Genomic DNA, 12,011 nt, shown 5'->3' with positions numbered 1-12,011 from the left:
GTGGGTGTGGACCCGCTGAATGCTATTCGGCGAGGGTGTCCGTGATCGCGGCCGAGGCCCGCGTCGCCGCCCGCAACGGGTCCTCGCCCTGGAGGACCGCCGTCATGTACGGCTTGATGGGGTTGTCGGCCTCGACGTTCGCCCACTGCGGGGAGTTGGGGGTGGCCCGGCCGCGTGCGGCGCCCTCGGCCATGGCGGCCGTGGCCTCCTGGCCCGCGACGACGGAGGCGAGCCCCTTCTTGTTGGGCACGTAGCCCATCGCCCGGGCGAGTTCCGTCTGCCACTTCTCGCCGGCCAGTGCCTTGACGACATCGATGGCGTCGGTCCGGTCGGGCGCGTTCTCCGGGATGATGAGGTCGGAGCCGCCGGTGAAGACGGCGCAGGGCTGACCGGCCTTCTTGCCCGGTATCGGGAAGTAGCCGAGCTTGCCGTCGAGCGCGGGGTTGGCCTTGAGGATCGCGGCGACGGCGCTGGGCGTGGCGATGAGCTGGGCCACGTCGCCCCGGGCGAAGACCTCGGCCTGCGGCGGGTTCTGCTCGTCGGCGTTCTTGGGGCCGTCACCGAGGGACTGGAGCTCCTTGTAGAAGGTCATGCCGCGCTGGGCCGCGGGGCTGCCGAGGGCCCCGGCCCACTCGCCGCCCTTGTCGACGGCGAGTTCGCCGCCCTCCTCCCAGATGAATCCGGACAGGGTGTACCAGTCCTGGCCGGCGAGGTAGATGCCCTGGGCGCGGCCGCGGTCGAGCTTCTCGGTGTCGGCGAGCCAGGCGGCGCGGTCGGTCGGCGGCGCGCCGATCCCGGCTTCCCGGAAGAGGCTCTTGTTGTAGATGACGATGCGGTTCGCCGCGTACCAGGGGATCCCGTACTGCGATCCGCCGATCCTGCCGGGCTCGGCGAGGCCGGGCAGCCAGTCCTCGCTGCCGAGGTCGCGGACGGACTCCAGGGTGAGGTCGAACAGCTTGTCGGTGTCGGCGTACTGGGCGACCTGGGTGTTGCCCACCTCGATGACGTCGGGGCCGCCCCCGCCCTGGATGGCCTCGGTGACCTTCTTCCCGATGCCGGTCCACTCCTGGATGGTGACCTGGAGTTCGACGCCGTCGTGCTCCTTCTCGTACGCCTCGGTGAAGCGGGTGAGGAAGTCCTCGCTGACGCTGTCCCGCATGAGCCAGATGTCGACGGTCCTCGTCCGGCCGCCGCCGCCCGGCAGCATCCCGCAGCCGGCGAGAGCGAGTGCGGTGGCGACTGCCAGTGGGCAGGCGAGAGAGCGGTTCTTCACGGGGGTCACCTTCTGCGTTCAGCACAGGGTCGTGCGGCATGGGGGGCTGACCCGACATGGGGGGACCGAACGGGGTGTTCGCGCGGGTATGTGGCCTGGATTCTGGTCTGGACCAACGGGATGGTCAAGTCCTTGACGATCCCGTTCCGCCCCCGTCGCCCCCTTCTGTTCCCGTACCGCCGGTAAACACCGCTCGGTCACCACGCGCCGACGGACCTGCCGACCACCCGGCCCCCGCCGTGTCGCGCGGTGACGCGGCCTGGGGCACGGTGGAGGGAACGCACCGAGAGGAGCCCGGCCCCCATGTCGAACCACACGTACCGCGTCACCGAGATCGTCGGCACGTCCACCGAGGGCGTGGACGAAGCCATCCGCAACGGCATCAACCGCGCCTCCCAGACGCTGAGGGGCCTAGACTGGTTCGAGGTGACACAGGTCCGCGGCCACATCGTCGACGGCTCGATCGAGCACTACCAGGTCGGACTGAAGGTGGGATTCCGCCTGGATGACGAGGCGTGAGGGGCCGCGAGGCCTGAGGGCGGGCCCCCGGCGCTCAGGTGCGGCCCTCCTTCTCCTGGGCGTCCCTCAGCTCCTGCGAGGGGGTCGCCCACAGGGCGCGTACGACACGGAACCCGGCCGCCTCGGCCGCGTCGCAGACCAGCTGGTCGTCGTCGACGAGCATCCTGATCGGGCGATCGGCCCCGAGCCGGCGCAGGATCTCCACCTTGGTCACCCGGGCCGGCCGGAAGTCGCGGTGACGGCGCATGTGCAGCGGCCCTTCCGGCAGTCCGTGCGCGGCCAGCCAGTCCAGCGTGTCCCGACGACAGCGCTCCGGACGCCCGGTCAGGTAGACGATGTCGCACTCCTCCGCAGCCTCGTGGCACAACGTGATGCCCTCGTCGAGGGGCGGATCGCCGGGAGCCGCCGCGAAGAACGCGTCCCAGTCCTTGGGGCGCCGCTCCAGGAAGTGCTGACGGTGGGCTGTCGCGGCGAGCGTGTTGTCGAGATCGAAGACGGCCAGGGGCCGGTTGTCGGCTGTCACGGGCTCAGCCTAGAAGCCCGCGGACGCGGTGGGCCGCACCCGCCCGGGAGCCCTCCGCCGGCTCGAACCCCCGCCCAGGGGTCCGGATGTCCGCGGGCTGTCGCAGGTTCTGGGGTGCGGTGGGGTCGCCGGCGGGTCACTCGCCCGCGACACGCACCTCCTTGCGGAGGGCCGCAGTGATCTCGGCGGCTTCGTCCATGGAGTATGCCGCGGTGGGATTGCTGAGAGTCACCACACCGATGGTGCTGTAGTCGGCCCAGACACACCTGACGCCTACCTGGGTGTGTCCGGGCAGGGTGGGGGTCTTCGGCTCGGCCTTCTGGCACTTCATCACGGCGCCGTTCAGCCCGCCGGGTGACATTTCCCGGGCATCGCCGATGAGCGTGGTGTCCGGCCGCTTCCTCATCGCGGCGAACACGGCGTCAAGAGTTCTTTGGGGATCCTTGACTTCGCCGTGGACACCGAGGAACACGAGGCCGTCCGCCTTCGGCACCTCATGCAGTTCGGCAGAGGTCGAGTACACGTTGACGACCGATGTGGAGTCCGCTGATATGCCGGTCCCGGCCAGGTACTTCGCCTTGGACTCGTTGAGGGGCCGCGGCTCGTCGGCCTTCTTGACCACGCTCTTGTACGTGCCGCCCAGTACCTCGACCGGGGCTGTCAGCCGATGGGGCCCGTCATCCTTCAGCGTCGCGCCCCCGCCACCGCCTGCTGTGAAATACCAGGCTCCGCCCCCTACGACGGCGAGTGCCATCACAGCGCCCACGATGAGCCCGACCCTCTTGCCGCTACCTTCACCCTCCGGAGGCGTCGGCACCTGGCCGTGAAGGACCCACCCGTCATGGTGCGCGGACTGCTGCGGGTCGGAGCCGCCCGGCCGGCCTTGTCGCGGACCGCCGTACCCATGCCGGGGCACGCTCTGCGGAGCCTGTGGCTGCTGACCGTAGGGGCCCGGCTGCTGCGGCTGGGCGCCGTACGGACCGGGCTGGTCGTAGCTCATCGGGTCTTCCCCTTCAGGTGCTCATGTGGTCGAACATGCTGGTGGCGCAGGACTACGGAGAGTCGGGCAGCGGTCGGCGGGCCCCGTCACCCGTGCCCCGTGCCCCGTGCCCCGTGTCAGGACGCCACCCGCTCTCCCGTCGGCTCGGACACCACTACCTGGACGCGGGACGGGGCGTACTTGCGTGCCTTGGTGAGCATCTTGGCGAGGTCGAACTTGTGCCGCTGCACGGCCACGTGCAGCGGCGCCGGCATCGCCGGATGTGTCGGCCGGACCCCCGTACCGGCCGGCACCGTCGCCCCCTGGCGCAGCCGCACACCGATCAGCACGTGCTCACCGCCCTCGGGCGTCGCCACGACGAACTGAGTGACGTCGTTCCAGGGCAGCAGCACGTCGGCGACCCGTACGCCGGCCGCGTCGAACTGGAACAGGATGCGACGTGAGTCGAACCAGGACGAGATGAACGGGATCGCCGCGACGATCACCACACCGCCCTTCATGTCGAGTGCCCACCCGAGCAGGAGAGCGAGGGCCACCACGCCCAGGATCGAGCCCCACAGACCGGCAAGGTCCTGGGGCGAGAACGGGCGTGTCACCTTGAACCGCTCCCACCGGCCGCCACGGCGTGTGGCCTGGTTGCCCGACCTCGGATTCGGTACCGACATGCGTGACCCCTTGATGTGTGTGCGGAACGACTGCGTGCTCTCCAGGGACCTTAGAGACGGCACGGACGGCATGACTTGGACAAATTTGACCTCGCTGCTCGGGGCCGGCCGCGCGGACCTCGCCGCTCACAGTTCGTGGGCGCCCTCCACCCGGCGTGCGGTCGCCATTTCAGCGGGCGTGACGTCGGCCAGGGCGCGGAACTCGCGGTTGAGGTGGGCCTGGTCGTAGAAGCCACAGGCGGCGGCCAGTTCGCTGAGGTCCGTCCACCTGTGGGACAGCAGCTCCACCGACCGGTGGAAGCGCAGCACCCTGGCGGACGTCTTCGGCGTCAAACCGACCTGCTGAGTGAAGCGCCGGATCAAGTGGCCGTGGCTCCAGCCGACTTCGGTGGCGATTCGGGCGACAGGGATCGTTCCCGCCGACCGCGTGAGCAGCCGCCAGGCATGCGCCACCTCGGGCGAGGGATCGGGGCCGCGGTCCAGCCGGGTCAGCAGCGCGGCGTCCAGCAGGTCGAACCGCCGAGCCCAGTCACGGGTGGCCGACATCCGCTCCACCAGCTCATCCGCCCCGGGACCGAGGACGTCCCGCAGCTCGATCACCGTGTTCGTCAACTCCCGCATGGGCACCGCGAAGAGTCGGTACGCACCGAGCGGAGTCAGTTCGAGTCGGATCGCCTCCTGGCCACCCGGGTGATCGCACACCCGCGGCCCGTCTTCGAGCCCCGCGACCAGCGACCCGACCACGCGCACGGCGGGACCCGCCTCCCTCAGCCGGAACACCTGGGCGAACGGCTCCCCGAGATTGATCACTACGACGGCTCGTCCCCTGGGGACGAGCCGAACCCGGTACGAAGTCGCCGCCGCCACCCGGTAACCGTCGTAACTGTGCACGTACGGCCGCAGCCCCGGCGGCCAGGGCCGGGTCACCCGCAACCGATCGCTGAACCGAGTCGTCACGGCTCCCGGACCGGCCGCGCCTTCGTAACCAGCTCCCGTCACACCGTGCCCCTTTCCTCCGCGGGACCACCCCTCGTCGCAGGCGTCCCCTCACTGCCGGGGCGGGTATGATGACACGCTTGCCCGAGCGACGAGTCCCGGGGACATCGCGGCTCCCGCACGGGATCGATCTGCGGCCGGGCCCGAGGAGCCGGTTCTGCATCAGGTCTCGCCGGTGACCGCCGCGTAGGTGACCGCCGCGTAGGTGACCGCCGCCGGGATCCCGGGGTGTCGGCCCCATGCCGTGGGCCTGACGTCAGGCCGCCCGGCGTCAGGCCCCCCCACGCCATGGACCTCCGGTTCCTCAGGCGCCACCCCGGCCCCCGATCAGGGCAAACGGGTCCCAGTGGCTAAAATCGCCCCATGCAGGAGACCCTCCACGATCCGTACGTCCGTGTCCGCGGCGCCCGTGAGCACAACCTCGCCGGGGTGGACGTCGACATCCCCCGTGACGCGCTCGTCGTCTTCACCGGGGTCTCCGGCTCCGGCAAGTCCTCCCTCGCCTTCGGCACGATCTACGCGGAGGCCCAGCGGCGCTACTTCGAGTCGGTGGCCCCGTACGCGCGGCGGCTGATCCACCAGGTCGGGGCGCCCTCGGTGGGCGAGATCACCGGGCTTCCTCCCGCGGTCTCCCTCGAACAGCGCAGGTCCTCGCCGAACGCCCGCTCCTCCGTCGGCACCGTGACCACGCTCTCCAACTCGCTGCGCATGCTGTTCTCGCGGGCGGGCCGCTACCCGGAGGGCGCCGAGCGGCTCGACTCCGACTCCTTCTCCCCCAACACGGCGGCGGGCGCCTGCCCTTCGTGCCAGGGCCTCGGCCGGGTCCACGACACCAGCGAGGAACTCCTCGTACCCGATCCGGAACTGTCGATCCGTCAGGGCGCCATCGCCGCCTGGCCCGGCGCCTGGCAGGGCAAGAACCTGCGGGACGTCCTCGACACCCTCGGGTACGACGTCGACCGGCCGTGGCGCGCACTCGACGCGAAGGACCGGGAGTGGATCCTCTTCACGGACGAGCAGCCGGTCGTCACCGTCCACCCGGTACGGGACGCCGACCGCATCCAGCGGCCGTACCAGGGAACGTACATGAGCGCACGGCGTTACGTCCTGCGGACCTTCTCCGACTCGAAGAGCCCGACCCTGCGGACCAAGGCGGAGCGTTTCCTCACCAGCTCCCCCTGCCCGGTCTGCGGCGGCGGCCGGCTGCGGCCCGAGGCGCTGGCGGTGACCTTCGCCGGCCGGACCATCGCCGACCTCGCCTCCCTGCCGCTGACGGCCCTGTCCGGGCTCCTCTCGAAGACGGCCGCGGAGGATACGGCGACGGCGCGCGTCCTCACGGAGGACCTCGTCGCCCGGATCGCGACGGTCACCGAACTCGGCCTGGGATATCTCAGTCTGGACCGCGCCACCCCCACCCTGTCCAACGGCGAGCTCCAGCGTCTGCGTCTCGCCACCCAGCTGCGCTCGGGGCTCTTCGGCGTCGTGTACGTCCTCGACGAGCCGTCCGCCGGGCTGCACCCGGCCGACACCGAAGCCCTGCTCGTCGTCCTCGACCGGCTCAAGGCCGCCGGGAACTCCGTCTTCGTCGTCGAGCACCACCTCGATGTCATCCGGCACGCCGACTGGCTGGTGGACGTCGGCCCGCACGCCGGGGTCCACGGCGGGCAGGTGCTCCACAGCGGCCCACCGGAAGGTCTCGCGGACGTCGAGTCGTCCGCGACCCGGCGCTTCCTCTTCGACCGAGCGCCCGCGCCCGCCCGTCAGGTGCGGGAGCCGGCCGGATGGCTGCGGACGGGACCGGTCACCCGGCACAACCTGCGGGCGGTCGACGCGGCCTTCCCCGTCGGCGTCCTGACCGCCGTCACGGGCGTCTCCGGCTCGGGAAAGTCGACGCTCGTCGGCGCGCTGACCGAAGAACTCCACGGGGTGGAACGGCTGGTGACGGTCGATCAGCGGCCGATCGGCCGGACCCCGCGCTCCAACCTCGCCACCTACACAGGTCTGTTCGACGTCGTGCGGAAGCTGTTCACGGAGACCGAGGAGGCACGGGCGCGCGGCTACAAGGCGGGCCGCTTCTCCTTCAACGTGGCCGGCGGCCGCTGCGAGACCTGCCAGGGCGAGGGGTTCGTCTCGGTCGAGCTGCTCTTCCTGCCGAGTACGTACGCTCCGTGCCCCGACTGCCACGGCGCCCGCTACAACCCCGAGACCCTTCAGGTGCGGCTGCGGGGGCTCACCATCGCCGAGGTCCTCGATCTGACCGTCGAGTCCGCCGCGGCCTTCTTCGACGACGTCCCCGCCGCCGCGCGGAGTCTGCGCACCCTGCTCGAGGTGGGCCTCGGATATCTGCGGCTCGGGCAGCCGGCGACCGAGCTGTCCGGCGGTGAGGCGCAGCGCATCAAGCTCGCCGCGGAGCTCCAGCGGCCGCACCGCTCCGCCACGCTGTACGTGCTGGACGAGCCGACGACCGGTCTGCACCCGGCGGACGTCGAGGTCCTGATGCGCCAGCTCCACGGCCTCGTCGACGCCGGCCACTCGGTGGTCGTCGTCGAGCACGACATGGACGTCGTCGCCACCGCCGACTGGGTCGTGGACCTGGGGCCGGACGGCGGCGACGAGGGCGGCCGCATCGTGGCGGCGGGGCCCCCGGACCGGGTGGCACGGGCGGCGGACAGCCGCACCGCGCCGTATCTGGCCCGATCCCTGGGAATCGCCGGGCGGCCCTGAGGCCGCCCGGCCGATCGGCCCGGAGTGTCGCTCAGGCCGCCGTGTCGGCCAGGCCGGGGTGACGGGCGGCCGGAGTGTCGGTCAGGCCGCCGTGTCGAACGTGTAGTGCGGCGTGTGGTCCAGCATGTCCGCCGGGGTCACGTCGTTCCACGGGCGCATGGTGTCGCCGAGGTCGACGACGTTCGCGGTGCCCGCGGCCGGGAGGTACGTCGACCGGGGGTGGCGGGCCTGCCAGTCGGCCCACAGTTTGTCGATGAAGGCGTGGTGCAGCCAGAACACGGGGTCGTTGGGGGAGACTCCGGTGCCCATCTGGCCGCCGACCCAGACGTGGACGCGGTTGTGGAGGTTGACCCCGCGCCATCCCTCCAGGTGGTTGCGGAAGCCGTCAGAGGAGCTGTTCCAGGGGGCGGTGTCGTAGGTCTCCATGGCGAGGACGGAGTCGACCTCCGCGCGGGTGGGGAGCTGGCGGCCGCCCGCACCGAGGTCGCGCCGGAGGTAGTCGCGCCCGTCGACGCGGACGGTGATCGTCCATCGGTTGCCGCCGCGGGCGAACGGGCCGTCCGTGACCTGGCCGTCGCGGAGGCGCCCGGTGCCGCCGAGGAAGTCGGGCGCCCAGAGCGAGGAGCGGGAGGTGCGGTCGGCCGTCCAGTCCCAGTAGGGGAGGTTGACCGTCGGGTCGACGGACTGGAGCGCCTGTTCGAACTCTATGAGGAAGCGCCGGTGCCACGGCAGGAAGGACGGCGAGCGGTGGCCGACGCGGTCGCCGCTGTCGGTGTCACTCATGATGAAGGCGTTGTGGGTGGTGACGAAGGTGTCGTACCGGCCGGAGCGCTTGAGCTCCAGGAGGGCGTTGACGAAGCGTCGCTTCTCGTCGGCGGTGAGCGTGGCCTGGTTCTTGCGTACGGTCATGACGGTGTGCCGTTCCTGGATCGGTCAGCTGAGGGTGAGGGGTACGAGCGGGGCGCCCTGGAGCTCGCGGACGGCCGCGCGGGCCAGCGCTCGGGGCGTGGCGACGGGCTCGTAGTGGTTGATGACGCTGATCCAGGTGCCGTCGGCGTTCCGCATGACGTGCAGTTCCTGACCGTCGATCGTGACGGAGTAGCCGTCTCCGTGGTGTCCCCCGTGGTGACCGCCCCCGTGCGAGGGCCCGCCCTTGATGCGGCGCCCCTGGTAGACCTCGTCGAAGGTGGCGGGAGCCGGGCCGGCCGCCGGTGCGGCGGCCCGGGGAGCGGCGGCGACGGCGGAGCCGGCCAGGGCGAGGCCGGCGGCGGCGCCCGCGGCGCCTGCCGCGACGCCCAGGGCTCGGCGGCGGGTGATGCTGGACATGAAACCCCCATGTGGTCGGTACGACCGGGGGTTTGGTCATATGCCCCCGGCTTGCCCCATCAGTACCGGGGGGTGTCGGCGCGGCGGAAGTCTTCTGGGGGCGGTTGGCTGTGAAGTGGACAACCTGCCAGGGAATGTACAGAGTCGAACCAAGTTGATCTTCCTGTCGTTCGCGTCAGGGGCACCCCGGGGCGAAGATCTTGCGGAGAATGTGATCTTCTCGTGAACGATCTTTCGCTCCGGGGTGCGAGGTGTGGCGGAGCCCACGCCGCCAAAGTGTCCGGATCCGGTCTCAGCCCCGACCGGCCTTGCGCTGTGCCCGCAGCCACTCCCTGTTCATGGACGCGATCGACGGCAGCGGGATCCCCTTCGGGCAGGCCGTCGCGCACTCCCCCGTCAGGGTGCAGCCGCCGAAGCCCTCCGCGTCCATCTGAGCCACCATGTCCAGGACCCGGGTCTCGCGCTCGGGGGAACCCTGCGGCAGCACGTTCAGGTGGTTGATCTTGGCCGAGGTGAAGAGCATCGCCGAGCCGTTGGGGCAGGCCGCCACGCACGCGCCGCAGCCGATGCACTCCGCGTGCTCGAAGGCGGAGTCCGCGTCCGCCTTGGGGACGGCGGTGGCATGGGCCTCGGGGGCCGCACCGGTGGGCGCCGTGATGTAGCCGCCGGCCTGGATGACACGGTCGAAGGCGGAGCGGTCGACGACGAGGTCCTTGACGACGGGGAAGGCGGAGGCCCGCCAGGGCTCGATGTCGATGGTGTCGCCGTCCCGGAAGGACCGCATGTGGAGCTGGCAGGTGGTCGTGCGCTCGGGCCCGTGCGCGTCGCCGTTGATGACGAGGCTGCACGCGCCGCAGATGCCCTCGCGGCAGTCGTGGTCGAAGGCCACGGGGTCCTCGCCGCGCAGGATGAGTTCCTCGTTGAGGGTGTCGAGCATCTCCAGGAACGACATGTCGGCGGAGATGCCGTCCACGTCGTACGTGGACATGGCGCCGGGTGCGTCGGCGTCGCGCTGGCGCCAGACGCGCAGGGTGAGCTTCATGCGTAGCTCCGCTGGGTGGGGTGGACGTACTCGAAGGTGAGGTCCTCCTTGTGGAGGACGGGCGCGTCGCCGGTCCCGCGGAACTCCCAGGCCGCGGCGTACGCGAACTCGTCGTCTCGGCGGGCGGCTTCGCCGTCCGGGGTCTGGGACTCCTCGCGGAAGTGGCCGCCGCAGGACTCGGCCCGGTGGAGCGCGTCGAGGCACATGAGCTCGGCGAGTTCCAGATAGTCGACGACGCGGTTGGCCTTCTCCAGGGACTGGTTGAACTCCGCGCCCGATCCGGGGACCTTGATGCGGCGCCAGAACTCCTCGCGGATCTCGGGGATCCGGGCGAGGGCGGTGCGCAGCCCCGCCTCCGTACGGGCCATCCCGCAGTGCTCCCACATGAGTTCACCCAGTTCGCGGTGGAAGGAGTCGGGGGTGCGGTCGCCGTCCACGGAGAGGAGGAGACGGAGCCGGTCCTCCGTCTCGGCGAGCACCTTCCGCACCGCCGGGTGGTCGTCGGTGACGGGTTCCGTGTGGGGATGGCGGGCGAGGTAGTCGTTGATGGTGGCGGGCAGGACGAAGTACCCGTCGGCCAGGCCCTGCATGAGGGCGGAGGCGCCGAGCCGGTTGGCCCCGTGGTCGGAGAAGTTGGCCTCGCCGATGGCGAAGAGGCCGGGGACGGTGGTCTGGAGGTCGTAGTCGACCCAGAGTCCGCCCATCGTGTAGTGCACGGCGGGGTAGATCCGCATCGGTACCTCGTACGGGTTCTCCGCGGTGATCCGCTCGTACATGTCGAAGAGGTTGCCGTACTTCTCCTCGACCGCCGCCCGGCCCATCCGCCGGATCGCGTCGGCGAAGTCGAGGTAGACGCCCTGGCCGCCGGGGCCGACGCCGCGGCCCTCGTCGCAGACGTTCTTCGCGGCGCGGGAGGCGATGTCGCGGGGGACGAGGTTGCCGAAGGAGGGGTAGATCCGCTCCAGGTAGTAGTCGCGCTCGTCCTCGGGGATGTCGGCGGCCGGGCGGGTGTCACCCTTGGCCTTGGGGACCCAGATGCGCCCGTCGTTGCGGAGGGACTCGCTCATCAGGGTCAGCTTCGACTGGTGGTCGCCGGTGCGCGGGATGCAGGTGGGGTGGATCTGGGTGAAGCAGGGGTTGGCGAAGTACGCGCCGCGCCGGTGGGCCCGCCAGACGGCGGTGGCGTTGGAGTTCATCGCGTTCGTCGACAGGTAGAAGACGTTGCCGTAGCCGCCGCTGGCGAGGACCACCGCGTCCGCGTAGTGGGTGGAGATCTCGCCCGTGATCAGGTCGCGGGCGACGATGCCGCGGGCCCGCCCGTCGACGACGACCAGGTCGAGCATCTCCGTACGGGCGTGCATCTCGACGTTTCCGGCGGCGATCTGCCGGGACAGCGCCTGGTAGGCACCGAGCAGGAGCTGCTGGCCGGTCTGGCCCCGGGCGTAGAAGGTGCGGGACACCTGGACGCCGCCGAAGGACCGGGTGTCGAGGAGGCCGCCGTACTCGCGGGCGAAGGGGACGCCCTGGGCGACGCACTGGTCGATGATCTCGACGGAGATCTGCGCCAGGCGGTGGACGTTGGACTCGCGGGCGCGGAAGTCGCCGCCCTTGACGGTGTCGTAGAAGAGACGGTGGACGGAGTCGCCGTCGTTGCGGTAGTTCTTGGCCGCGTTGATGCCGCCCTGGGCCGCGATGGAGTGCGCGCGACGCGGGGAGTCCTGGAAGCAGAACTGGACGACGTGGTAGCCCTGTTCGGCCAGGGTGGCGCCGGCGGAGCCGCCGGCGAGGCCGGTGCCGACGACGATGATCCGGTGCTTGCGGCGGTTGGCGGGGTTGACCAGCCGGGCCTGGAAGCGGCGGGTGTCCCAGCGCTCGGCGACGGGTCCGGCGGGGGCCTTGGTGTCGGCGAGCGGCTCACCGACGGTGTGGTCGAGATAGCTCAT

11 protein-coding genes are annotated in these 12,011 nt (G+C 71.0%); 2 read left to right on the top strand and 9 right to left on the bottom strand.

What is annotated here, in order from left to right:
• Nucleotides 1–22: 22 nt before the first annotated feature.
• On the bottom strand, nucleotides 23–1,273 hold the full coding sequence (locus tag ABZ567_RS17205) for an extracellular solute-binding protein (protein WP_360790146.1): 1,251 nt from the start codon (nucleotides 1,271–1,273) through the stop codon (nucleotides 23–25).
• A 303-nt stretch (nucleotides 1,274–1,576) separates the two neighbouring features.
• Here ABZ567_RS17205 and ABZ567_RS17200 point away from each other — a divergent pair, with 303 nt between their 5' ends.
• Nucleotides 1,577–1,792 (top strand): dodecin, encoded by a 216-nt coding sequence (locus ABZ567_RS17200; protein WP_360790143.1) that lies wholly within the window; start codon nucleotides 1,577–1,579, stop codon nucleotides 1,790–1,792.
• 34 nt (nucleotides 1,793–1,826) lie between these two features.
• Here ABZ567_RS17200 and ABZ567_RS17195 read toward each other — a convergent pair whose 3' ends face one another.
• The 4 genes from ABZ567_RS17195 to ABZ567_RS17180 all read right to left on the bottom strand — a co-directional run bounded on the left by ABZ567_RS17195 (nucleotide 1,827) and on the right by ABZ567_RS17180 (nucleotide 4,907).
• Nucleotides 1,827–2,315, bottom strand: coding sequence for a hypothetical protein (locus ABZ567_RS17195; protein ID WP_360790140.1), 489 nt, complete (start codon nucleotides 2,313–2,315; stop codon nucleotides 1,827–1,829).
• Between the two features lie 136 nt (nucleotides 2,316–2,451).
• A complete protein-coding gene (locus ABZ567_RS17190; RefSeq protein WP_360790137.1) occupies nucleotides 2,452–3,315 on the bottom strand; it encodes a hypothetical protein in 864 nt (287 codons plus the stop codon).
• Nucleotides 3,316–3,431: 116 nt separating this feature from the next.
• Entirely contained in the window at nucleotides 3,432–3,980 is a 549-nt protein-coding gene (locus ABZ567_RS17185) for a hypothetical protein (protein WP_360790134.1), read from the bottom strand.
• A 126-nt stretch (nucleotides 3,981–4,106) separates the two neighbouring features.
• A complete protein-coding gene (locus tag ABZ567_RS17180) occupies nucleotides 4,107–4,907 on the bottom strand; it encodes an AraC family transcriptional regulator (RefSeq protein WP_360790904.1) in 801 nt (266 codons plus the stop codon).
• Between the two features lie 432 nt (nucleotides 4,908–5,339).
• Here ABZ567_RS17180 and ABZ567_RS17175 point away from each other — a divergent pair, with 432 nt between their 5' ends.
• A complete protein-coding gene (locus ABZ567_RS17175; RefSeq protein ID WP_360790131.1) occupies nucleotides 5,340–7,700 on the top strand; it encodes an excinuclease ABC subunit UvrA in 2,361 nt (786 codons plus the stop codon).
• Between the two features lie 81 nt (nucleotides 7,701–7,781).
• Here the strand turns inward: ABZ567_RS17175 and ABZ567_RS17170 are convergent, their stop codons facing one another.
• From ABZ567_RS17170 to ABZ567_RS17155, 4 genes are all read right to left on the bottom strand, one after another.
• Nucleotides 7,782–8,609, bottom strand: a complete 828-nt coding sequence (locus ABZ567_RS17170) for a tyrosinase family protein (RefSeq protein ID WP_360790128.1) — start codon at nucleotides 8,607–8,609, stop codon at nucleotides 7,782–7,784.
• Nucleotides 8,610–8,633: 24 nt separating this feature from the next.
• Nucleotides 8,634–9,026 (bottom strand): tyrosinase cofactor, encoded by a 393-nt coding sequence (locus ABZ567_RS17165; RefSeq protein WP_360790125.1) that lies wholly within the window; start codon nucleotides 9,024–9,026, stop codon nucleotides 8,634–8,636.
• Nucleotides 9,027–9,318: 292 nt separating this feature from the next.
• Nucleotides 9,319–10,068, bottom strand: coding sequence for a succinate dehydrogenase/fumarate reductase iron-sulfur subunit (locus ABZ567_RS17160; protein WP_360790122.1), 750 nt, complete (start codon nucleotides 10,066–10,068; stop codon nucleotides 9,319–9,321).
• A complete protein-coding gene (locus ABZ567_RS17155; protein WP_360790119.1) occupies nucleotides 10,065–12,011 on the bottom strand; it encodes a fumarate reductase/succinate dehydrogenase flavoprotein subunit in 1,947 nt (648 codons plus the stop codon). The genes ABZ567_RS17160 and ABZ567_RS17155 overlap by 4 nt, the downstream gene beginning before the upstream one ends.

Origin of the sequence: Streptomyces sp. NPDC016459, assembly GCF_040632845.1 — a bacterium.
Classification (GTDB): domain Bacteria; phylum Actinomycetota; class Actinomycetes; order Streptomycetales; family Streptomycetaceae; genus Streptomyces.
The sequence above is the reverse complement of the archived record's forward strand: the minus strand, read 5'-3'. Positions and strand labels throughout refer to the sequence as shown.